The organism is Microcoleus sp. AT8-A3 (assembly GCF_036705675.1).
GTDB lineage: Bacteria > Cyanobacteriota > Cyanobacteriia > Cyanobacteriales > Microcoleaceae > Microcoleus.
In genome coordinates this window covers 1-22,260 of record NZ_JAUBVD010000073.1, presented here as the reverse complement: position 1 = coordinate 22,260, position 22,260 = coordinate 1, and the positions used below count along the sequence as shown (strand labels likewise).

The window sequence follows — 22,260 nt, the reverse complement described above, 5'->3', positions numbered from 1 at the left end:
TTAAATTCCCCGCAATAATTTTAGGGAATTTAATTAAGTTGTGAGTGTTTAGTATTAAGATAAGTTTTAAGTTTTAAGTTTTGAGCTTTAAGTTTAAAATTATAAAATTTTAACTCAAAACTCAAAATTCAAAACTCTTCAGAATGTCGCCCCCACCAAAGTTCAAGATTTAAATCTCGTAACTAAAAATATTCATTGCCTTGGCTAATTCAGCAGCGACTTCCGGCCGGGAAAACTGGGGCGGCGGCAATTTTCCAGCGCGCAGCATTTCCCGCACTTTGGTTCCCGACAAATGCACCCGTTGTTCGGGAGTGCTGGGGCTTGTTTTAGTTGTAGCCATTTGTTCCGTCAGTGTGCAATAGAAAGCGTGCTCGAATTTCATCGGCACAATTCCCAATTCTCCCGGCTCAAATTCGTCAAAAATATATTGGGCATCATAAGTCCCGTAATAATCGCCAACTCCAGCGTGATCGCGCCCCACGATAAAGTGAGTGCAGCCGTAGTTTTTGCGGATTAAAGCATGAAAAATTGCTTCTCGCGGCCCGGCGTAGCGCATCGCCGCCGGATTAATTGCCAAAATTACGCGATCTTTTGGATAGTATTTTTCTAGCAGAATTTCGTAGCAGCGCATCCGCACATCAGCCGGGATGTCGTCTTCTTTTGTCGTCCCGACTAGCGGGTGCAAGAACAAGCCGTCTACTGTTTCTAAGGCGCATTTTTGAATGTATTCGTGGGCCCGGTGGATGGGGTTTCGGGTTTGGAAACCGACTATGGTTTTCCATCCTTTTTCTGTGAACAGCATTCTCGATTTCGCCGGGTCAATTTGGTATTGGGGGAAGCGAACATCTAGTTCGCGTTCCAGCAGCCAAATGTCGCCTGCGAGGTTAACGGGCCCGGATTTGTCTACTACTTGGACGCCTGGGTGTTTGATGTCGTCGGTGCGGTAGACGTTGATGGCTTCTTCTTCTTTACTGTAGTGATATTTTTCTGCAAGTTCCAAGATGCCGACAAACTCGCCCGCCTGGGTGTCGAGGCGCACTAAAGTTCCTGCTTTCAGGGGGGCGGCGACTTCTTCTGTTACCGAGAGGGTGATGGGAACCGACCACGGAAGGCCGTTGGAGAGGCGCATTTGTTTAACGACCGATCGATAATCAGCTTCGTTCATGAACCCTTTGAGGGGACTCAGGGCGCCGATAGCGATCATTTGCAGGTCGGAGATCGATCGATCCGACAACTGGACTCGCGGCAGGGACTCTGCTTTGTCGAAAAATTCTTGTCTTTGGTCTAGTGTGGCAATGCGGTTGACCAGGGTGCCGCCGTGAGGGGCAATGCGGTCTGAATGCTGGCTCATGTCGATTTGAAGTTGTGGGTTTTAGCTGCCAGAGTACATAGTATCAAGCGGTGGCTGCAATTCTACATTTTTTAATTGTTCTGGACTTGTGCACAACGCTGCTTTTGTGGCGCTGTAATTCTTTAACTGTAAACTCGCGCACTCAAAACTCTAAACTTTCGCCTCAAGTCTGGACTTGAAATTCTTCGGGATCTATTCCCCAATTTACCCAGCTAATCGCTTCTTTAGCGGAGCACACTTTTGGCGGCACTCGCAAAGCGTGAAGGTGTCCCGTACTCGGACAAGTCATCTTTAACAAATAAATTGGCTCTATGTCAATATTATTCTCAATTTTCAACAAAGTATATTCTTGGTAGGGGTAGCCCCCCGTGGCTACCCACTTATCCAATTCAGTTGCTTGCAATTCTTGACAAATTTTCGGATAGCCGATCGCCTGAATCAAAACTCGCCGCACTTCGGCATTCTGTTCTTTTAACAGCCATGAAGCTTGCCAAGATTGGGGCGGAATTTGACCGATTATTTCCGGCAGTCGGACGCCACGATAAGAGTATAGACTGAACTTGTCAGCAAATTCAACCGCTGGTTGACATAAAGCGTGGAGCAAATATTCGTTGTCAAAATGAAGTTGGATCGAGCGATCGCACACAAAGCACATTTTCTCAAACGGGTAAATCCAGCCGCAGTTTTCCATCTGAAATCTCCCGCCCAACTTCCTTGCTAATTTGACGTAAACTTCGTCTTTAACATGAAGGTGCAGTTGATTCATCAGTTGAGCGTACAGCGGATTATAGAGTTGGCTGTAAATCTTATTTTCTAATTTCCTGTCCAGTTGACTTCTTAATATATCGTACAATTCATTATGAATTTTGTTTCTGATTTCGCTGGCCATTCCCAGACCAGAATCGCGTATCCTTAGCGGTTCAACTGCTTGCAAAGCTATGTAAGGGCTGTCAATCGATTTTAGATTTTAGATTTTAGATTTTAGATTTTAGAGGCGATTCCACGGATAAATGCGGGGGCTTGAGGATTTTCGATTTTCGATTTTGGATTGATTCCCTTGTAGGCGGTGTTGATGGCCGCTGTCGCTTGCGGGCGATCGATCTGTGCGATCGAAAGTCCAATTTGTCGCCACTGCTCGCGATAAATCGGAATTAGCGCTGTTTTTTCTGGAGTCATTGCGATTATTGGTACAGCTATATTAAATGAATTCCGGTTGTATTGGAATGATTAAACCGCAGAGGGCGCAGAGAATACAGAGAAACGGAAGAGACAGATGAATCATTCCGATGCCAACGGATTTGATATTATTTGATTTTCGGTAATTTTTTTCGCTCTCGCCTCTGGGAAAAAAATATTATTAAGTTGGTAATAACCAGGGATTTTTCCTATAAACCTATTTTATTAGATTCGTCAACTTATTGGTATAAATTAACGATTGTTTGCAAAACACCTAAAATCATAGAAACATTATCTAGACAATAAACATCAACATCAATAATTAAATTATTTCCTTCTAATTTAAGAAACCGCCAGACAACCCCAGTAGTTACGCAGCCATATATTGCAGGTATGGAACTGTGTTCGCGTTCGTTAAATAGCTGAGCCGCTACCATTTGTGCTGCACACTGTGGCAGACAAGATTCTATTTCTCCGCCTTTAGTTTCTCTCAATACAAAAACCGGAACTTTAATTTCCAAATCAAACGGAACGGAAGACAATAGAAAGTCGCATTCCCCATTCAATCCCCGCTCAGGATCTACATCAAATGACCAACCAGAAAAAAGAGAAAATTGTCTGTTGTTCCTTTCTCTAAATTCTAACAGAATAGGAGAAATAATCCGTTCCGAACGTTCTTTTACAGTTGTAACAGCAGTGTTAGAACTAATTTCGATTGCTCTCCAAAGCCATTCGGAGGGTTCTATTGGAACCACCTTGGCACTCAAAAGAGGACTGAGTGATAGCTCCAATCCAAAGCGCTCTTCTAATTGTTGGAAAGTAAAGGATTTGTAAGACATATTTCTCTAATCAGTCGGTGAAAATAAAGATTACTTCGAGATAGAAAGCGAGTCGATAAATTCTAAACTCGCTTGTATAGCAACCCTTGCAGGATTTTGTCAACCTCTCTTTTCTTCCTTCCTCTCTATTACCTCGAACTTCGACATCGATCCGTTAGTTAAATCCGTCGAGCGAATCCGTTGCCGAACTTCCCTCTTCCTGCTAAACATTTAACCACTCAAGGAGTACCCTGGGCGCCGGCAACAAAATCATTAACAAAAGCCCGATCGCCATTAGCCCCAAAAAATCCCGCCGATCGTCCAATTCACTGACATCATTCAACGCCGGTTCGTCGTTTAGCGGCGTGAAAAACAAAATAATCGCCCACAGCAGCAAACCCTGTTCCAAAAAAGAAAGCAGCAGCATACAAAGTCTAGCAACTTGCCCGATCGCCATACTCGCTCGCTGGCCGAACATCGCGTGTACAATGTGCCCGCCGTCGAGTTGTCCCACCGGCATCAAATTAAACGCCGTCACGATCAAACCCAAATAACCCGCCACCGCTACCGGATGCAAATCGATCGCAGTTTCCGCATTGAAAGCACCACCCAAGGTTAACTTGCTCAACAAAGTCATCAGCAGCGAAAAACTGGGTTTGAAAGAGTCAAAATTTAACATTCCCGACTTGTCTGACAGCGGTACAATAGTCGAATGATTCAAACCCCAAATTAATAATGGCACTGTCGCCACTAAACCCGCCAGGGGGCCGGCAATGCTAACATCAAATAAAGCTCGGCGGTTGGGAATGGGACTCCGTATTTGAATGAAGGCGCCAAAAGTTCCCAAGAAAAAAGGAATCGGAATAAAATAAGGCAAAGTCGTGCGAATTTTGTAAAATCGGGCCGCTAAATAGTGGCCGGATTCGTGAATTCCCAAAAATGTAATTAGAGCCAGCGAGTAAGCCAAACCCTGCAGCAACATTGATGGGTTAGACTGCAAAGCTTGTTCACTAACTCCGGCAAGTCGCGTCCCGACAAGTGTAGTCGTAAACACCGTGATCAGCAGCAAAGCTAATGCAAAAAATGGCCTGGTTACAGATTCGGTTTTGACAGGAGTTTCGCCTGATTGGTGGCTGGGATTGGGAACTATAGCAAAAAAAGGTTGACCGCTCAAGCTGTTTTGAAATACTACTAAAAAGCGATCGCCAAACAGCCTCTCCACATTCTCCCGAATTGCCTCATAAGCCGCCTCCGGGTTCGTCCGCAACTGTCCGCGACAAATTACAGCCTGGGGCCGAAATTCCAAATCTCGCAAAAAGTAAATTGACCAAGGAAAACAATCGCGCAAACTCGCTTCTTCTGCTGCATCGATCGGCCGCACGGGCGGTTTTGGCTTTGCAGGTTCAGTCTCCGAGTCTGCTACCTGCTGTGCAGTTTCGGCGGTAATTTTCTTGCGCCCCAACTGTACCAAAAACCAATACAAAAAAGGGCAAACCAGAAAAGGTATAATTACCAACTCCGGCGGTACAGTTTTGCTCGTGCCGTAAACTAACATCCAACCACCCCAAATCAGCGCGGGCGCCATCATTACCAGCCACAGCAGCCATATCGGAGTCTTGGTGATGCGGCTGGTGCCGTTTTGCAACAAGTAGTAGGATATCAGCCCCAATACGAACAACCATAGTAAAAAGAACATAATATTTATCCCATTCCCTTCTGAAATACTTCCTTGAAACAACAGAGTTCAGTCTCCAAACAACCCAGGCCCGTGCTCGACAATATCCTGGCTTTCCCCCCTAACCGGGATACCCTGGGTGCAACAGCCTATTTCATTGTAGAAAACCAAACTAACATCCTGGTGGATTGTCCCGCTTGGGATGAGATTAACCAAACATTTTTGCGGGAACACGGCGGCGTGCGACTGCTGTTTCTCACCCACCGTGGCGCTATCGCCAAGGCGCGGGAGATTCAGGAAGCCACGGGGTGCGAGATCCTGATTCAAGAGCAGGAAGCTTATTTACTGCCGGGTTTGAAGGTGACGGTTTTTGAGCGAGAATTTGTTGTGAGCGATCGAATCAAAGCATTTTGGACTCCTGGCCATTCTCCTGGTTCCTCTTGCCTTTATCATAGTGGCAGCGGTGGAGTGCTGTTTTCGGGTAGGCACTTGCTCCCCAACCGAGAAGCCGCCCCAGTACCGCTGTTGACGGCAAAAACTTTTCACTGGCCTAGGCAAATTAACAGCGTGAAGTCAATTATCGATCGATTTTCGCCGGAAACTTTACAATATATTTGCCCCGGTGCAAATACTGGTTTTTTGCGGGGAAAAGGATCGATCGATCGAGCTTTTGAGAAATTAGCCAATCTGGATTTAGCTGTTTGTTTGCAGTCAAAACCTGAACCCTAAATGTATGCTACAACATCAAAAAATGATCTGACGCGCTAATTAAGCTGTCGCGCATTTAAATTGTATATTCAGGGCGGGCGGGACGCCCACCCACAAGATTTTTTTTTGACAGACAATTTAAATGCCGCAACAGCTTATAGCGGTAAGGTGCGCCCTTCGCACCCTACATTATTTTTCAGTCTCTTAGAGATGAAGTTCGTTGGTGAAGTAGCGGTTGAAACCGCCGATTCTTACCGTGGAAAAAACTGTGGAAAAAACCGAAAAACAAAAAATGCTCGCCGGTGAATTGTATTTAGCTGCTGATGAGCAATTAATTTTAGAGCGCCAGCGAGCCCGCCGCCTCGCCAGAACTTACAATTCTACCGGCGAAGACGAACCAGACAAACGGTTAGAAATTCTCGCAGAATGGTTCGGTGCAGTTGGCCCAAAAGTTGAAATCGAGCCACCTTTCTACTGCGACTACGGCAGTAATATTTATGCGGGAAACGGATTGTACATGAATTTTGGTTGCGTGATTCTCGACTGCAATCGAGTTAACATTGGCGAGAATTTGCTGTGCGGGCCAAATGTACAAATTTACACCGCTTTTCACCCCACAGACCCGGAAATTAGACTTTCTGGCCGGGAAATCGCCGCTGAAATTAATATTGGCAATAATGTTTGGATTGGCGGCGGCAGTATTATTTGTCCAGGAGTCACTATTGGCGACAATAGCACGATCGGCGCAGGCAGTGTTGTTGTCAAAAATATTCCCGCAAACGTCGTGGCGGCGGGGAATCCTTGCCGAATCATCCGGCATCTACCTTGATGTGGTACGATCGACACAATCGTGCGATCGGCTCCTTGGAGCTTAACCAAAAATTTTAGCTATTAGAACCGCCGGTTTGAGATTTTTAACGTAAAATCCCCGAAAAAAATCGTGGAATAAATCTCAAATCTCAAATCTAAAATCGCTTAATTTCTCGTTCCCGGTTTCCACACTACCAAGCTTTTCTTATGACGACTGCAACAGTTTATCCCAACGCTCCCGATCTCTGCACCGACGACTACATAGCAGTCGGTGTAGCTACCTGCTTCATCAAAGAAGAAGGCGAAGTTTTTGAAGTGCAAGTAATAGAAGCTATTCCCTCAGCAGCTTTAGAAGCAATTTTGAAGGGAATTCCCACATCCTATTTAATGATTTGCGGGACGACTTTGGGAGCAGTGCTCGACGGCGAAACACCCAAAATGTTGCCAGAATTCCCGACATCATCTCAGTTTAGTGAAGAATTTGGCTTTCGGGCGATCGCTGCTGCCCGCACTTACAAAATCCGCCCCCAAGCTCAACTTCACATTCCCTTGGGAACAGTTCGCAACGACTTTACTTATTCCTTAGAACGCAAAAGGGTGCTCAACTCCGAGCGCGTCATTCGCACTGAAGATAATGTGAAACAGCACGAACACACTCACAAGGTTCTTTAAACAAATCCCGCAACTGGGGCAATTTAACAGTGCCTCAGCCAGCGGATGCACCGCAAAAAGTTTTGATTTTTGAGATGTAAATAAAATATTTAACAAGTTTTTCCTTCATTAATAATGAACGAAAAATTTTCAATATTTCGTTATCAAGCAATAGTGCTGACAGTTTTTGATGACAACCGTAGAATAAGGGTTTTAAGGCGATTCAGCAATCGAACTATCAACTGAAAATCTAGGGTTTCAGACTACGAAGTAAAAACAGTCAGGACTTTTGATTAAGACACACACCAAGCATCTCAACCTAAAAAGTCTACTTCTCACATCACCTAAATAACATCAATTATTAACGCCTGTCAAAAAGAATTAAGTAGTTGATGATTTTTTTTATTTTGTCAAAGAAGTGGTATAATATTATTCCTGTTTAACAAAGTGATATCAAATCGAGTAGCATCAGAATTAATATTACCCACCGCTTTCGACACGGCAGTGCCGTGTCCTTACAATTAATCTGGGTAGGGAAACGGCACGGCCGTGTCCTTTATATCATAAGGAGTGTAACCGCAAACGATAGGAGCCGCTCGGCGGGAAAAAATTAAAAAATCCCCGCAATTATTGAATGCTAGTAGTTTAAGACTACTGGCAGGCGGGCGAGTAGATCGTAGGTGAGCTAAAGATTTCAATCTCACAAATTGGTCAAACCATGCGAAGCTTTGCGAGAGTAAAGTGGTGGAAATTAACTAGACTATTGCCAGCGGGATTAAAGGGCGAATACCTTCTTGGGTACCAAACTGCGCTCTTAATTTTGGGCGTAACAATTCTGGCAGCTAGCATCACTGGTTGTATGAGCTATCAAAGCGTTAGTCGCTTGATTATCACAAATTTAGAGCGAAATGCTTTGTTAGAAGTTAGGGAGCGGGCCAACAAGATCGATCGCTGGCTCGGCACTAGAAAGGCTGAGATCGAAGTCCTCGCCAATACTGCTCCCGTTCGTTCGATGAATTGGTCAGTGGCAGAGCCTTATTTAAAATCGGAAGTAAATCGACTACAAAAATTCCAATACTTCACATTAATTGATCCTGACGGTTCTTATTTCACCACAAAAGTCGGCAGAGCGTTGATTAATGTCAGCGACCGCGCACACTTCAAAAAGGCAATGGCTGGGGAAGTCTATGTTTCCGATCCTACCATTTCTCGCACGCTCAAAGGACAAAGTATTGTTCCCATTTCGGCTCCTGTGTGGTCAAATTCAGCAAATTCTATTGATAAAACAACCGAAAAGCCGATCGGCGTAATGAACGGCGTCATTAGCATGGCTCGAATTGCCCAAGTAGTAAGAAAGCTGGAATATGGCCCCGGAACTTACGCTTTTGTTCTCAATTCTCAAGGAGTGCCGATTGTGCATCCCGACGCTCGATTAATCGGAAATATCGACAATTCGGCTCCCAGTCTTTTAGAGTCTGCAGATGCTAATTTGGCAAATGTAGCGCGGGAGATGGTTTATCAAAAAACTGGCATTGTGCTGACTCAAATTAACGACGCCAGAGTTTATGTTGCCTATCTTCCTTTAGAACAAGCTGAATGGTCGATCGCCCTCGTAATTCCCCGCGACAATCTCGAAAAAGAACTCCTTCCTTTCAAGATACTAGCAGTAGCCGCCGGCGTACTTGCAGCAGCAGCTATTTTCTGTGCAATTGTGGCGCTCAAGCTGTTTGCCCTAAATGGCATTCGCAGTCGCACAGAAGCCCTTCTCCACCGCTTGACTGGCCGCATTCGCGCTTGCTTGGGCCTCGATCGCATCCTCCAAACTACAGTAGACGAACTCGGTACTTTACTGAAGCTCGATCGAGCAATTTTCGCCTGGTACGATCCCCGACAAGATACTTTAGAATTTAGCTGGGAATATTGCCGGGAAGGTTTGCCGGGGCGCTTGGGAATCTTTGGTGTTCCAGGAGGGCCCTCTGGAGATTTAGCTGCACGGCTTCACCGCTGCGAAACGATACTGCTACATAAAACCGCCGCCCCTGATGCCACAGCGTCTGAGGAACACGCCCATATCGAACTTACAAATAGTCACTACGCAGCAGTACCCGTACTAACCGAGAATCATCGGCTTGGATATCTGTTCGCCTGTGCAAACCGCCGATTTGCGAGTCCCGACGAGGTGCAAGTTTTGGAAGCAATTGCCGACTCGCTGGCGATCGCAATTTCCCAATCCCAACTCCACGGGCAAATTCAAGAAGAACTCAAACTTTTGGAAGAAGTATTAGCCAAACTCAGAATCACCGAAGAGCATTTAGTACAAAGCGAAAAAATTACAATGGTGGGTCAACTAGCCGCCGAAGTTGCCCAGGAAATCAATAACCCGATTAACTTTATTTACGGTCGCCTGATACACCTCAACGATTATATCAAAGATTTGCTTAGTATAATTCGCCTCTATCGCGAACAATATCCCGAACCTGTGCCGCGAATTGCCAAAAAAATAGAGCGTTGCGACCTAGATTTTATCAGCAAAGAGTTGCCACAAATCCTCAATTTTTTGAAAATAGGAGCCGATGGCATTCGCCAGATAGTCCTAGCTTTGCGAAAATTTTCACTTCCTGACGAAGCCAACAAAGAACACGCCAACGTTAATGAGAGCATCGACAATATTTTGCTGTTGCTGGCTCACAGACTGGAGCAAAAAATATTAGTAGTCAAGGAATACCACAACCTGCCGCCAATTTTGTGTTATCCCGCTCAACTGAGCCAGGTATTCGCGAGTCTGATCTGCCATGCTATAGATGCAGTTAAAAGTATTGAAAACTCGGCTCAAATTATTACTATCAAAACCGATATTTTCGAGGATGATACAGGTAGGTTTATTGTTGTATCGATCGCCCACAATGGTTCAACAATTCCGCCGGAAATTCAACAAATAATATTTGAGGAGTTTGGCCCTACTAAATCCTTTAAAAAATTTACAGGATTGGATCTGTCGGTGTGCTATAAAATTATTGTAGAATTGCACGGTGGCAGGCTGAAAGTTGAATCTCCGGTGCAACCTCAAATTAAATCTCAAACTGGGGGCGGTGCTGAGTTTATGGTAAAATTGCCGATCGTTTGATATCGCATTTTGCCGCCAGGAAAACCCGTCGCAAATCTTGCTAGTAAGCGGCGCGAAAAGCTTAATTTGGCTTCATAGGATCGTCAATTAAATAATTTCCCTTTTTTCTTGTAGGATGGGCGTCCCGCCCGCCCAGAAAGGACGGGCGGGACGCCCATCCCACAACAGTCATGAAAAGTGGATTTTATTTAATTCTCATCCCATAGTCAAGACTTTAGTCGTCATAAAACGGAGGGCTGAAGTCCTCAGTATAGAGCTAACTATCATTTGTTAAGAAAAATTGATAGCCTAGGATTAGGGAAATAATAAAGGTGCAACCACAGCAAACAACCAGCCTCCCATTACCAAGACTTCCGCAACAATTAATAAATTATTTCTGTTCATTTTCACATTAAGCATTTTCACATTAAGAGCGATCGACAAAAGAGCGAATTTTCTTCCACCAAGCAGCCGGCGAATCTTCCGGGCGATAGGCGGCATCAAACATCGACAAAATTAGCGGCAAACCCCCCACCTTCGCACTCATCAACAAGTGCATTGCCAGACAAAATACCAATACCACCCAACCAGAAGCGTGTAAATAATACCAAACCCGCGTCAATTCCCCAGCCGGCAGCCATTCTTCCTTAACCATACTGCCAGAAGCGATCGCCCAAGTCAGTGCTAGCAACATCAATGTATTCACAATCCGGTGCAAACTGTACCACCAAATCGGTTTTCCCAACTGCGTTAGTTTCCCAAAAGAATCCGGCTGCACCAAGCGTTTTTGACCTGCGTGGAAACTGTACAATGCAAAAGCCGGCATTATTCCTAACAGCAACATCTTGCCAAAAGTGCCGTGAATCCCGATAATATCTGCAATTTGAGGCACGGGGACTTTGCCAAACCGCCCATCGTAGGTGTTGTAAACCAGAAATGCGCTCAAAATTGCTAAAAGGGCGATCGCAGCGTTAACCCCGTGCAGTAACCTGAGCAGCAATGGCTGGTAGGGTCTAGATTGCGGCATAGTCAATTCTGCTACTTGATAAATAATCTTTTACACAATACAGCTAACCGCTGATTTTTTCAACCTTCGCCAATTGTGAAATAAATGTGAGTCAAAAATGAATAGATTATGATAAAAACGCACTTATATCAAAATTTAGTGTAAACTAAAACAGTCAAGAGGAACACTTTATTTATAACACCTAACACTTTACAAAAATGGATGCAGCCACTACCATATTACTTTCCTTGGGACTAGCAGCAGATGCTTTTGCTGTCGCTGTTTCGAGCGGTTTAGCAATCAAACACATGAAGGTCAATAAAGCTTTAAAAATTGCCTTATTTTTCGGAGGTTTTCAAGCTTTAATGCCCGTAATAGGATGGCTCATCGGTCTTAGTTTTAGTTTTTTGATAACACCGATCGACCATTGGATAGCTTTTGGGCTTTTGAGTTTCATTGGCGGGAGAATGATTTACGAATCGCTGCAAGGCGAAGAATGCGAGAAAAAGTTCAATCCCTTAGATACTGGGACTTTGATAACGCTGTCGGTGGCGACGAGTATCGATGCCCTCGCAGTTGGCCTCGGATTTGCTGTCCTGAAAGATTCTATTGCTCCTGCGGTGACTGCGATCGGATTTATTACTTTCTTTGTCGTATTTGCTGGCGTGTTTATCGGACACAAGTGCGGCAACTTGTTTGCTAATAAGATTGAGATATTGGGCGGAGCAATTTTGATTTTCATTGGCAGCAGAATCTTGTTTATGCACTTGACAGAAGTGCCATTAGTTATCGGCAATTAGTAATTAGTCAGTAGTCATTAGTCAGTAGTCATTGGTAATGGAATGGGTAATTGGGAAAAAGGTAATTGGCAAAAAGGTAATTGGGAATTTTCCCAAATGACAACTGACAACTGCTTTCCTAACAACTGACAACTGACAACTGACAACTGACAACTGACCAAAAAATGCTATAACAGCAATATTGTGTTAAAGGATAAAAATTTCGTGCTGAAACTTTACGGAGCAGCCCGCAGCCGGGCCTCAATTGTCAAGTGGTATCTAGAAGAAATAGGAATTCCTTACGAATTCGTCACCCTAGATATGCAAGCAGGGGAACACTTGCAGCCAGAGTTTCTCGAAATTAACCCGATCGGCAAAGTACCAGCGATCGCCGACGGAGATTTTAAACTTTGGGAATCCGGCGCAATTCTGCTGTATTTAGCTCAAAAATATGGTAAGATGCCAGACACTTTGGAGCAGCAAGCTCAAATCGTGCAGTGGGTAACGTTTGCTAACGCTACGTTGGGGCCGGGAATATTTACAGAAGCAACTCGCGATCGCGAAACTCCCAAGTTGTTAAAACCGTTAAATGAAATCTTCGAGAAACAGCCATTTTTAATGGGCGATGAATTTGGCGTCGCTGACGCAGCAGTCGGCTCAATGTTGGCCTACATTCCGATGATGCTAAAACTAGACCTCAGTGCTTATCCGGCCGTTGTAGATTACATCAAGCGGATCTCAGAAAGACCGGCATTCAAAAGTGCGATCGGCGGTAGCTGAAGGAAGGCACTACACGGATTAATTATTCATCTCTCTCTTCTCTTCCTCTGCGGTCTCTGCGGTCTCTGCGGTTAAATCATTCCGAAACAACCGTAAACGAGATCAGCCCAAAAACTCAACACGTAAAATCAGGGGCAATTCCAGAATTGCCCCTGCTTTTATTAAAATCAAACTTATCTAAATCCGACAGCCGCCTGCCAAACAAAAGCCAGCAGCAAGAAAAATACGGGAATGACTGGCAAAACATTAACCAAAGGCTCAAAAATCGAATAAGCTTCGGGCAGTTTTGCTAAGAGTAATGCAGCTTCCATGAATCAACCTACCTATCCAACAGAATTTTCTTGACACTCCTCAGCCTAAAGGCGTGAGGATTTTTAAGACTTTTGAGTCGTGAACAAACCTGACGGTCAACTGAGTACAGTTAGACCGGAGGCTTCTTTTTCCTTTTTTTCAAAGGCTTTTTATAGTGAGGTAGTTCCACCCCCACTTGCTAATATAGTATCAGAGTATTTCCAGATCATCTTGGGGTGTACAAGAATAATTGTCGGTTTCCGTACCTACACCCAACACGCCTTTCATCACGCGGGCGTAATTTATTCGGGGTACTTCGCGCAGCGCTCTGATTAATCCCCTCTAAATATACCGAGGGACTTCCCGGCTGGTAGTTAATATCCCTATTGCTAGGGTTCCCAGGCTGACCACGTATGCACGTTACGTGCGTAGTCATGTCTCCTCAAGAATGTTTTGGGCGTAGACTTTCCCCCAGTCCGGGGGTAGGTTTTTAAATCTTGTCTGATCTCGATAGCATACCACACAAAGCGCGTGGATATGTTTACCCAAATACCTAGGATTTCTGACTTCGCACGGTGTGGAAAAAGCCGTCCTACAACGACTGGGTTTTAAACCCAATTTTCAGATAATTGTCGCATATCTTCACCCAAGGCAATCACGATCGATCGACTGTCGGTGCAAGCCAGTAGGCAAACTCTTCAGTAAATCGATCTGCCAAAATCGCCTCCCGCATCCTCCCAGTAAAGCGAATCAACTCCGTCACATTGTGAATCGCCAGCAAAGTATAGCCCAGCACTTCGTTAGCCCGCGCCAAATGAGCCAAATAAGCCCGACTGAATTTTTGGCAGGTATAACAAGGACAAGACTCATCCAGCGGAGCAAAATCCTCCCGGAACCGAGCATTTTTCAAATTCCAGCGTTCCCCACCAACAAAAGCCGTCCCGTGGCGGGCGAGGCGAGTCGGAATCACGCAGTCAAACATATCTACCCCACTCGCCACCGCCAACGCCATTTCCCGATAAGTCCCAATCCCCATCAAATAACGCGGTTTATTTGCCGGCAACAGAGGCGCAGTCACCTTCACAATCTCTGCGATCAAATCCCCCGATTCCCCCACACTAACCCCGCCGATGGCGTAGCCTGGTAAATCCAAATCTACCAACTGGTTCGCCGCGCGCGATCGCAAATCGGGGAAAACGCCCCCCTGGACGATGCCAAACAAAGCTTGATCCGGGCGCGAGTGAGCTTGAATGCAGCGTTGCAGCCAGCGGTAAGTACGATTTGTGGCAGCCTCCACCTCGTCCCGCGTAGCGGGGTAAGGGGGACACTCGTCAAATGCCATAATCACATCGGCGCCCAACTCATTCTGAATTTCGATCGATCGTTCCGGCGTCAAATTAATCATGCGGCCATCGCGGGGAGAGCGAAAAGTCACCCCATTCTCAGAAATAGTCCGCATTTGGCTCAAGCTAAACACCTGAAAGCCACCCGAATCCGTCAGCATCGGGCCCGGCCAAGCCATAAATTTATGCAATCCGCCCGCGCCTGCGACAATCGCTTCCCCCGGCTGCAAATGCAAGTGATAAGTATTTGCCAAAACCATTTGAGAACCCGCCGCCTCAAGATGTGCCGGTGTCAAAGTTTTGACATTAGCTAGCGTCCCCACTGGCATAAATTTAGGCGTTTCCACCACACCGTGGGGAGTCGCAAAAACCCCTGCACGCGCTTGGGTATGGCTGCAATTAGCCTGACATTTAAAAGAAAATTTCGCCTTGTCCTCAGTCATTAGTCCTCGATGCTCGTTAACCGCTACTCGGCCGTCCGTGTTATTTGAGATGTTGCACCATTCTCAATTACTTGTTTAGGAACAGGCTTTTCGGCCTGTTCCACAAGAAAATTCACTCTTTGTGGAACAGGCCGAAAAGCCTGTTAACCGAGAATGGTGCAAGATGTGAGTGTTATCTAATCTATTGTTGATGACATCGCGACAAAAAACTCATGACCGAGAATTTCTAGATGGTACCCGCCACGTGATTTATCTCGCGCAAATCAATCCAAAACCGACAATCGAAAATCCTTGCGTCCCCCGAATTTATCTCGCGCAAGTCAATCCAAAATCGACAATCGAAAATCTAAAATCGAATGACCCCGCCCAAAAACGGAGACAACTTTCCGACAATCGTCGTGGAGGGCAAAAAATTTTAGACCTTAGTTCTATCTCCCAGATTCACGGCGCTGCGAGTAAATCTAAAATCTAAAATCTAAAATCTAAAATCGACTGACTGACCATTAAAAGGGGGAATCATCTTCGTCCAATTGCAGATCCCAGTTGCCTGAGAGTACCTGATCGACAACCGCATCCAAAGCCGCAGCATTTAAATTCCGGGCGAATTGCTCTTGCAAAGGATTGGAGAGGGGAATTAACCGCAACAGCCGTCCGTCTTGAACCAGGTCAAAATAAGCACCATCTTCAGGAGACTGTTTCAGTTCCAGGTAATCAAAACTATACACGTTCAAATAAAGCGCATGGTTGGCAATCAGGGTAGAACGCTGGGGGTTGGCGAAGACTTCGAGTACATAACCTTCCCCTTCGCTATAAATCTGGCCATCTTGTATGTGAAGGTAGCGGACACGTCCTAAATCAAACAGCAATCTTTTGATATCGCGTTTGTTGACGACGATCCCTGTATCGATGATGCAAGGAGCAACTACCCTGTTATTCAATTGATCGTGACTCATGGAGTAAAAGCCTCTGTTGTAGTATTTTCCCGTCTTGAAAATCAGGGAGTTAGCTAGAATTCTTGGTACGGGAAACGCGGATCTTGAGTTTAGTCTTTTTAGATAGGGAGCTTGGGGATCGCTGCCGACAGAGGTTTTCCTGGGAAAAGAGCCGGCGACAGGAGGAATGCTCGATCCAAAAAACTAGGGTGTTACAGTCCAATTCTGGCACACGCTAATCGATTGACAACTGCATACCTGATGAAAAATTTTCTATCTTATGGTGCATGATAAATGGGTTCGCTCTACGATCGACTTTTTCCGGAATCAAGGCGCTGCCATCGCAGCCGCAGTCGCTTTTTATACTTGTTTGCCGGTACCGGTGTCCTGGACTTTGGAGTTTCGGGGCATTGCCCGCTTGGCACCGGCGATCGGGCTTTTGATTGGGGGGATGCTGGGACTGGGGGATGTTGGGTTGCAGTTGTTGGGAATGCCTGCTCTGACTCGATCGGCCTTGGTGGTAGTCTTGGGCATCGCCGTGACTGGCGGGCTGCACCTAGACGGCGCAATGGACGCGGCGGACGGGCTGGCTGTACCAGACCCCGTGCGTCGGCTGGAAGTCATGCGGGACAGCGTTACAGGAGCCTTTGGGGCGATGGCTGCGATCGCGATCGTGCTGCTGAAAACTGCCGCTCTCTCGGACTTGAATAGCTATCGGTGGCTGGCTTTGATGGGTGTCGCGGGTTGGGGGAGGTGGGCCCAACTGGTGGCGATCGCCCGCTATCCCTATCTCCGGGCCGAGGGTAAGGGAGCTTTTCACAAGGAATCGATTTATTCTCCTTTTGATTTTATACCGGGAGTGCTGTTGCTGCTGAGTTTGAGCGTGGTGCAAGTTGTCTTGGATGGCGATCGGTGGCTGTTGGCGGTGGGGATGGCTTTGGGGGGAAGTGCGATCGGAATTTTTGCCGGAGCCTGGTTTAACTACCGTTTGGGCGGCCACACGGGCGATACTTACGGTGCTGTAGTCGAGTGGACGGAGGCTTTGTTGCTGTGTCTGTTGGCTGCTTTGGAAGGTTGATTAACGGTTACATTGTTTCTGAGTTAACGGCATCATTCTGCATCATCCAAACGAAAAAGCTGAGGATTTGCTCGACAGGGGGCAGAGGATAGACGGATAAGTCGATCGTCACAGTTTGGTTTTCGAGTTTGATAAATTGCCATTGAATGCCATTACTCACACTCCCATAAATGATGGGGATGTTTTTTTCTTTGGCTTGATTGAAGCGTTGAGCGGCAACCATTTCGGCAATACACTGACCCAATCCGCTTTTGAGGTCGGTCTTTTTAGCTTCGACAATTACAACGGCGGGGGCTTCAATTTCTAGCACTTCGGACGATCGCGTCAGTAGAAAATCAAACACTCCATTCAGTCCGACAGCTTCGTCGATGGTGAAATCTTCGCCGGAAAAAAGGCTAATTTGGCGATCGAGAATCCGCCTCACTTCCAGCAGTACGGGATAGATGATTCCTTCCGATCGCGCTTTTTCACTTCCCGATGTGGCGACGATGGGGAGGCTATCTTTGAGAGTACCGCTGAGGATGTCTGAGGGTGCGATCGGGTTTAGCGGAGGTATAAAGCGAGATCCCTCTTGGACTGTGAGACCGAAAGCTTGTTTCGCTTTGGCGATCGTAGTAAATTGACTGTATGGCATAATTTTTTCTAGTTTACCATTATAGGTTTTGTTTCGCTATTAATTACTGTAAATGATATTAATCGCAGCTACAATTCTCCTCGAACGGTACGGTGTTGCAAGGGAAATAAGTCATCGAGTTGAGTTACGGATTATTGGTCGGGTTGTCCAGTTTTTCGAGTACATTGCGAATCGAAACTCTACCCAACAAAAACTGGCGTTGCTGATTTACGGTAGGAAAGGCTAAATATGCAAGTCCTAGAAACCACTATCCACAAAGCTTCGGGATTTTTAATTGATTTTTTTCCTGCCCTGATTAAGCAACGCCGACCAGTTTAATATACAAAATTTGATTAAACTTAACTCTTGTTTTTGAAGCTTTTACCTATTGTTCAAGCATTATTTTCAACCAATTTTACAAATAGTAGTGAGATTAGCGTGCGCCAAGACTTTGCAGGTGACCAGAAACCGGGTTTCTGCGACCAATTTCGGTTGAGTACGAAAAATACACTCAGAAACCCGGTTTCTGAGATTAGCGTGCGCTCTAATTCCTGTCGTTGGGTGGCGAGAAACCGGATTTTTTCACCTAATACCCCTGACTGTCATGGCATATTTTGGTTAAAAAACCCGGTTTTAAATGAATGGAAAATCCCATGCAAATTTTCCACTCATTCTCACTTTTTACGCTTTCGGCTCGACCCAAACAGTCATCCCCTCAACCCTCAAACCTTTGCCGCGAGTGCCGCAATATTGACCGTTAGCAGTAACAGGAGTATCGCCCACATTCTGAATGTGAGCCGTATAAAATACGTCATACTTATCAGCTTGCGGCCCTGTCAGGCGGGCGGCAAATCCCTCAATGCGCTTGGCTTTGCCCCGGAATCCAGCTAACTCTCCTTCCGAGAACCAAGCAGTATCGCCAACTCCTTCAACGTGAGCCATGTACTGCAAATTTAAATCGGCAACGGGAGGCTCTATTTTAATTTGAAATCCTTCCACGCGGCGGCCTTGAGCTTTAGTACCCGCATATTCTCGATCGCTAAAAGTTCGATCGCCAATTCCTTGAATATGCGCCAACACTTTTAAACCCACAGGTGCAGCTTTTTGGGCACTGGCAGACGGCGCAATCCAAACTTTGATACCCTCTATTCTCAAAGCTTTACCGCGAGTACCGCAATATTCGCCATTGGAGGACACGTCGGTGTCGCCGATATTCTGAATGTGAGCGCTATAAAATACGTCGTACTTATCAGCTTGCGGCCCGCTCAACCGCACCGCAAATCCTTCAATTCGTTTCGCTTGACCCCTAAAACCCGCCAATTCTCCCTGGCTGAGCCAAGGAGTGTCGCCAACACCTTCGACGTGAGCCATGTACTCGACATTTAAGCCGGGAATTGGGGGATCGATATTAATTTGAAATCCTTCGACGCGCCGCCCTTGACCCTTAGAACCCGCGTATTCTTGAGAACCGAAAGTTCGATCGCCAATTCCCTGAATGTGCACCAAAACTTTGATTCCCAAACCGCCCTCTACTGCCACCGGTTGTTGAATGTCCCGAGGTGCCCCAAAAACAATGTTCCCGGAACCGGTTGTCTGAAGAGACTTAGGTACTTCCACGCTGGGAACAATAATTACCTCGTGCATGGGGACAGAAGGCGCGGGGGATTCCAAAATCTGGATCTGTGGCGCAACTGTAACTTGTTTCGGTGCCACATTTCCTGACGGGATGACAATCACTTCTGGCAAAGGTTCGGCGCTGATTTTTTGTTCTGGCGCTGGTTTAAATGCGGGTTCGACTTTTGCAGGTGCTGCTTTTACCATCTCAGCAATGGTTAATTTGCCTCTGGAAATGGCTACGGCTATTTGTTTGCCAAAAGCGGCGCTGACTGTTTCTTCGAGAATTACCCACTGTTCGTCGTCTAATTTGTCTTGCTGTTCCACCAGGGCGAGGACTGCTGAAACTGGGTGTTTGCCGCTGACTAAGGATTCTGCGTCGGAATGCAGTTGAGTTGGGGTGGATTCGGAAATCGCGCGCTGCAGTTCGCGGGCTCTGGCATGAACTGATTGTAAGGGTGCGAAGTCGCTTTGTTCGCGGTGGGCGATCGCCAATACTCGATCGATCACTTTCAATGCTGCATCGCGAATTTCTGCTTTACCTTCAGAAGCGGAGGCAGTCTCGACTAAGTTTTGAATGTCTTTGAGGGAAGTAATTTCCCCCGGTGCGATACCGGATTTGTTGAGATCGAGAGCTTGTTTTTGGACTGCGGCAAAGTTGCGACTGTAGGCGGCAACTTCTTGCAGCAAGCTGTCGGAGGGAGGAAGGCCGGAGTCTTGCAGTTGTTTTGCTGCCATTGATAGGCGATCGGCCAAATTAGCATAAGTTTCCGATAGTCGGGCTATTTGTTGTAGCAAATCTTTATGTGGTGCTTCCATATGTCTTGCAGTAAATATTTAACTTGCTGATTATAGACGTTGAGCGTCTTCTGAAGGTAGAAGGCAGTAGTCAATGGATTTTAGATTTTAGATTTGAGATTTTAGATTGAAGCCTTGACCGCACGGATAAATTCGGGGGCTCCTTTATCGGATACAGGTTTTTTATTTCTGGACGGATGAACCCGGGGGCTTGTATCCTAGACGCTTTCGGTCATTAGGATCGTCAATTAAATAATTTCCCTTTTTTCTTGTGGGACGGGCTCTTAGGCCCATCCCACAACAGTCATGAAAAGTGGATTTTATTTAATTCTCACCCTTAGTCATTAGTCCCAGGGAAGAAGAAAAATGCTCCCCCTCTCCGACTCCTCCACTCGGATACTCTCCGACTCCCCCATCCAGACACCCGGACACTCTCCGACTCCCCACTCTCCGACTCCTCCTCTGGTATCCCCCGCGTGATCTCCGTCACAACAGTGCAAATACTTAGTCACACTCTGCGACTCCGGCTGTCACGAGTGGCCCGTCACAATGTCACACCTATTGAGCAATAGCCGTCACTGCTGATTCTGTGAAAACATTCGATACTTAGGCTTGAACCAATAAAATCCCGAAGTGTTATGGTACTAATTCGCGACCTCGCCCAGCAAGCTCTGGCTCTGGGCTATCTAACCCTTGAAGCCGAAAATCAACTGCGGCGGATGTTAACTACCACCCATTATGACTTGGAAGACTTAAATGCTTTTATGGCTTTGCAACTAGCAGCTATGTCTGGAGGAGTGAAACAAGAGTCTCGCGAGCTAAAAAAGTTTGAAATCTTTGGCGAGACGGCTTCCGAAACTTCCTGTTAGTAATTAGTTGGCTTTTGATTAGTTAAAATTTAGTAAGGGACATTTTTACCGTGCAGGTTCGTGAAGTTGTAAAACAAGCTATTGCCGCTGGATATCTGAGTTTGGAAGCAGAAAATGAAATGCAGAAGATTTTTTCCTCAGCCAAGTGTGATTTGGAAGATTTGAATGCTTTTATGAGCTTGCAGTTAGCTGCGATGGCGGGTCGGGTGAGGCAAGAGTCTTTGGAAGTGATTAAAATGCCAAATTTCCATGATAGGAATTAATTTGTTATTCAATCATCTGGGGATATAAATATTAAGCTTTATTTAAAATAAAGGGTGAAAGCATATAATTATTGGCTGATTTATATACTAATTAATTTAAAAAATATTGGTATTTTGCTTCAAGGGGTGTTAAGCAAATTCACTAAAATTGAAATAAATATTAAAATGAAGATTTAAGTGGATAGTGAGGACTTCACTCATCAAAGGTCAGGCTGGATGACCGGATGACCAGACCTGTCAAGGCGTAGTCACAGTGTTTGGTTCGTAAAATTTGAGCATTATTATTGAGATGTTGTTTAAGCTGTTCTACCTTGAAATTGTCTGTTAAAAAACAATCAAAGTTTTGTGGGGAGTAGGGGTTGGGCGTCCTGGCTGCCCTGAATATACAATTTAAATGCGCGACAGCTTATGGTTAATTATCTATCAAATCGAGAATATTTCTCGCTCGCCCCAAGCAGAGATTTCCAGCGTTTTAGCCACTTTTTAGCCGTTGCATAATTGCGGGATGATTTTGATTGTTTTTTTGTGGAATGGGCTCTCGTAAGCTGTTGCGGCATTTAAATTGTATGTCAAAAAAAATCAAAGTCTTGTGAGGTGGGCGTCCCGCCCGCCCTGAATATACAATTTAAATGCGCGACAGCTTAGCCCGAAAGCGTGTATTTTCACCGCAGGCGGAACCCCCCACAATATATTAGTGTCAACTTAAGCTTTTAGTCCGCCAGTCCTCCCGCTTACCCGTCAGTCCGCCAGGGAATGAATTCCCTGTCGAGAGAGCAAAAGTCCTCTCAAAGAGGACTGAAGAACTCATTAGTCCTCATAGCGAGGACTTTCGCTTTGATGGAGACTCTTGTTGAAACCCGTGCTGGAATAAGGGTTTAACGTTAAGTTAACACCAATGCCCACAATAATCATCCTCAAATTGTGTAACGCTCCTTTTTCACCTTATTGACAGATATGGCTGGGATAATGGCAAACAATTTACGATCAATGATTAACTGGGGTTGGTATGAAACAGCTAATATTATTTTCCCTCCATCGACCGTAATAAAGTTAGTTCGTAGTGAGTAATTTAACCGTCATAAAACCCACATTCCGCAGATGTCGGTCGGATTTCTTTATCAGTTGTGAAAACTTGGAAGCCAAACGCTTTTAGGCTGAA

18 protein-coding genes and 1 pseudogene are annotated in these 22,260 nt (G+C 45.7%); 9 read left to right on the top strand and 10 right to left on the bottom strand.

Annotated features, from left to right (window positions below; genetic code table 11):
- Positions 1-169: 169 nt before the first annotated feature.
- From sat to QUB51_RS26935, 4 genes and pseudogenes are all read right to left on the bottom strand, one after another.
- Complete coding sequence (gene sat / locus QUB51_RS26955; RefSeq protein ID WP_333053865.1) at positions 170-1,351, bottom strand: sulfate adenylyltransferase; 1,182 nt, start codon at positions 1,349-1,351, stop codon at positions 170-172.
- 163 nt (positions 1,352-1,514) lie between these two features.
- Positions 1,515-2,536, bottom strand: a pseudogene (locus tag QUB51_RS30500) (DUF6745 domain-containing protein).
- Positions 2,537-2,766: 230 nt separating this feature from the next.
- Positions 2,767-3,366, bottom strand: coding sequence for a hypothetical protein (locus QUB51_RS26940; protein WP_333210286.1), 600 nt, complete (start codon positions 3,364-3,366; stop codon positions 2,767-2,769).
- 202 nt (positions 3,367-3,568) lie between these two features.
- Positions 3,569-5,041: a site-2 protease family protein gene (locus tag QUB51_RS26935; protein ID WP_333053858.1), complete on the bottom strand. Its 1,473-nt coding sequence runs from the start codon at positions 5,039-5,041 to the stop codon at positions 3,569-3,571.
- Between the two features lie 33 nt (positions 5,042-5,074).
- Between QUB51_RS26935 and QUB51_RS26930 the strand changes: the two genes are divergently transcribed.
- From QUB51_RS26930 to QUB51_RS26915, 4 genes are all read left to right on the top strand, one after another.
- Positions 5,075-5,749 (top strand): MBL fold metallo-hydrolase, encoded by a 675-nt coding sequence (locus QUB51_RS26930; RefSeq protein ID WP_333053856.1) that lies wholly within the window; start codon positions 5,075-5,077, stop codon positions 5,747-5,749.
- 247 nt (positions 5,750-5,996) lie between these two features.
- The gene (locus QUB51_RS26925; RefSeq protein ID WP_333053855.1) at positions 5,997-6,557 is read left to right on the top strand and encodes a sugar O-acetyltransferase; all 561 of its coding nucleotides are present in this window, start codon (positions 5,997-5,999) and stop codon (positions 6,555-6,557) included.
- Positions 6,558-6,745: 188 nt separating this feature from the next.
- Positions 6,746-7,210, top strand: a complete 465-nt coding sequence (locus QUB51_RS26920) for a hypothetical protein (RefSeq protein ID WP_333053853.1) — start codon at positions 6,746-6,748, stop codon at positions 7,208-7,210.
- Positions 7,211-8,048: 838 nt separating this feature from the next.
- Complete coding sequence (locus QUB51_RS26915; RefSeq protein ID WP_333053852.1) at positions 8,049-10,313, top strand: cache domain-containing protein; 2,265 nt, start codon at positions 8,049-8,051, stop codon at positions 10,311-10,313.
- 406 nt (positions 10,314-10,719) lie between these two features.
- Here QUB51_RS26915 and QUB51_RS26910 read toward each other — a convergent pair whose 3' ends face one another.
- Positions 10,720-11,319, bottom strand: a complete 600-nt coding sequence (locus QUB51_RS26910; protein WP_333053851.1) for a cytochrome b/b6 domain-containing protein — start codon at positions 11,317-11,319, stop codon at positions 10,720-10,722.
- Between the two features lie 197 nt (positions 11,320-11,516).
- On the opposite strand from QUB51_RS26910, the gene QUB51_RS26905 reads away from it, so the two are divergent.
- On the top strand, positions 11,517-12,098 hold the full coding sequence (locus QUB51_RS26905; RefSeq protein ID WP_333264012.1) for a manganese efflux pump MntP family protein: 582 nt from the start codon (positions 11,517-11,519) through the stop codon (positions 12,096-12,098).
- A gap of 204 nt (positions 12,099-12,302) precedes the next feature.
- On the top strand, positions 12,303-12,857 hold the full coding sequence (locus QUB51_RS26900) for a glutathione S-transferase family protein (protein ID WP_333264019.1): 555 nt from the start codon (positions 12,303-12,305) through the stop codon (positions 12,855-12,857).
- Positions 12,858-13,030: 173 nt separating this feature from the next.
- Here the strand turns inward: QUB51_RS26900 and QUB51_RS26895 are convergent, their stop codons facing one another.
- The 3 genes from QUB51_RS26895 to QUB51_RS26885 form a co-directional block, all read right to left on the bottom strand.
- Positions 13,031-13,168 carry a photosystem II reaction center protein K gene (locus QUB51_RS26895; protein ID WP_006634808.1) on the bottom strand — a complete coding sequence of 46 codons (138 nt, stop codon included), beginning with the start codon at positions 13,166-13,168 and terminating at the stop codon, positions 13,031-13,033.
- 635 nt (positions 13,169-13,803) lie between these two features.
- Positions 13,804-14,934 (bottom strand): tRNA guanosine(34) transglycosylase Tgt, encoded by a 1,131-nt coding sequence (gene tgt / locus QUB51_RS26890; protein WP_333264015.1) that lies wholly within the window; start codon positions 14,932-14,934, stop codon positions 13,804-13,806.
- Positions 14,935-15,437: 503 nt separating this feature from the next.
- Positions 15,438-15,887, bottom strand: coding sequence for a hypothetical protein (locus QUB51_RS26885; protein ID WP_333053847.1), 450 nt, complete (start codon positions 15,885-15,887; stop codon positions 15,438-15,440).
- Positions 15,888-16,146: 259 nt separating this feature from the next.
- On the opposite strand from QUB51_RS26885, the gene cobS reads away from it, so the two are divergent.
- Entirely contained in the window at positions 16,147-16,944 is a 798-nt protein-coding gene (cobS, locus tag QUB51_RS26880; protein ID WP_333233046.1) for an adenosylcobinamide-GDP ribazoletransferase, read from the top strand.
- 7 nt (positions 16,945-16,951) lie between these two features.
- On the opposite strand, the gene QUB51_RS26875 is transcribed toward cobS, so the two are convergent.
- Together QUB51_RS26875 and QUB51_RS26870 are read right to left on the bottom strand one after the other, a co-directional pair.
- Entirely contained in the window at positions 16,952-17,578 is a 627-nt protein-coding gene (locus QUB51_RS26875; RefSeq protein ID WP_333210299.1) for a hypothetical protein, read from the bottom strand.
- A 660-nt stretch (positions 17,579-18,238) separates the two neighbouring features.
- Positions 18,239-19,990: a hypothetical protein gene (locus QUB51_RS26870; protein WP_333053843.1), complete on the bottom strand. Its 1,752-nt coding sequence runs from the start codon at positions 19,988-19,990 to the stop codon at positions 18,239-18,241.
- 617 nt (positions 19,991-20,607) lie between these two features.
- On the opposite strand from QUB51_RS26870, the gene QUB51_RS26865 reads away from it, so the two are divergent.
- Together QUB51_RS26865 and QUB51_RS26860 are read left to right on the top strand one after the other, a co-directional pair.
- A complete protein-coding gene (locus tag QUB51_RS26865) occupies positions 20,608-20,838 on the top strand; it encodes a hypothetical protein (RefSeq protein WP_333053842.1) in 231 nt (76 codons plus the stop codon).
- A 50-nt stretch (positions 20,839-20,888) separates the two neighbouring features.
- Positions 20,889-21,101, top strand: a complete 213-nt coding sequence (locus QUB51_RS26860) for a hypothetical protein (protein ID WP_333053841.1) — start codon at positions 20,889-20,891, stop codon at positions 21,099-21,101.
- Positions 21,102-22,260: the final 1,159 nt, after the last annotated feature.

Excerpts from the sequence above, each read along its gene's own strand:
- QUB51_RS26910 (WP_333053851.1), bottom strand. The coding sequence starts at position 11,319 with ATGCCGCAATCTAGACCCTACCAGCCATTGCTGCTCAGGTTACTGCAC.
- QUB51_RS26935 (WP_333053858.1), bottom strand. The coding sequence starts at position 5,041 with ATGTTCTTTTTACTATGGTTGTTCGTATTGGGGCTGATATCCTACTAC.
- QUB51_RS26870 (WP_333053843.1), bottom strand. The coding sequence starts at position 19,990 with ATGGAAGCACCACATAAAGATTTGCTACAACAAATAGCCCGACTATCG.
- QUB51_RS26875 (WP_333210299.1), bottom strand. The coding sequence starts at position 17,578 with ATGCCATACAGTCAATTTACTACGATCGCCAAAGCGAAACAAGCTTTC.
- sat (WP_333053865.1), bottom strand. The coding sequence starts at position 1,351 with ATGAGCCAGCATTCAGACCGCATTGCCCCTCACGGCGGCACCCTGGTC.
- QUB51_RS26885 (WP_333053847.1), bottom strand. The coding sequence starts at position 15,887 with ATGAGTCACGATCAATTGAATAACAGGGTAGTTGCTCCTTGCATCATC.
- QUB51_RS26865 (WP_333053842.1), top strand. The coding sequence starts at position 20,608 with ATGGTACTAATTCGCGACCTCGCCCAGCAAGCTCTGGCTCTGGGCTAT.
- QUB51_RS26915 (WP_333053852.1), top strand. The coding sequence starts at position 8,049 with ATGAGCTATCAAAGCGTTAGTCGCTTGATTATCACAAATTTAGAGCGA.
- QUB51_RS26920 (WP_333053853.1), top strand. The coding sequence starts at position 6,746 with ATGACGACTGCAACAGTTTATCCCAACGCTCCCGATCTCTGCACCGAC.
- QUB51_RS26895 (WP_006634808.1), bottom strand. The coding sequence starts at position 13,168 with ATGGAAGCTGCATTACTCTTAGCAAAACTGCCCGAAGCTTATTCGATT.
- tgt (WP_333264015.1), bottom strand. The coding sequence starts at position 14,934 with ATGACTGAGGACAAGGCGAAATTTTCTTTTAAATGTCAGGCTAATTGC.
- cobS (WP_333233046.1), top strand. The coding sequence starts at position 16,147 with ATGGTGCATGATAAATGGGTTCGCTCTACGATCGACTTTTTCCGGAAT.
- QUB51_RS26940 (WP_333210286.1), bottom strand. The coding sequence starts at position 3,366 with ATGTCTTACAAATCCTTTACTTTCCAACAATTAGAAGAGCGCTTTGGA.
- QUB51_RS26905 (WP_333264012.1), top strand. The coding sequence starts at position 11,517 with ATGGATGCAGCCACTACCATATTACTTTCCTTGGGACTAGCAGCAGAT.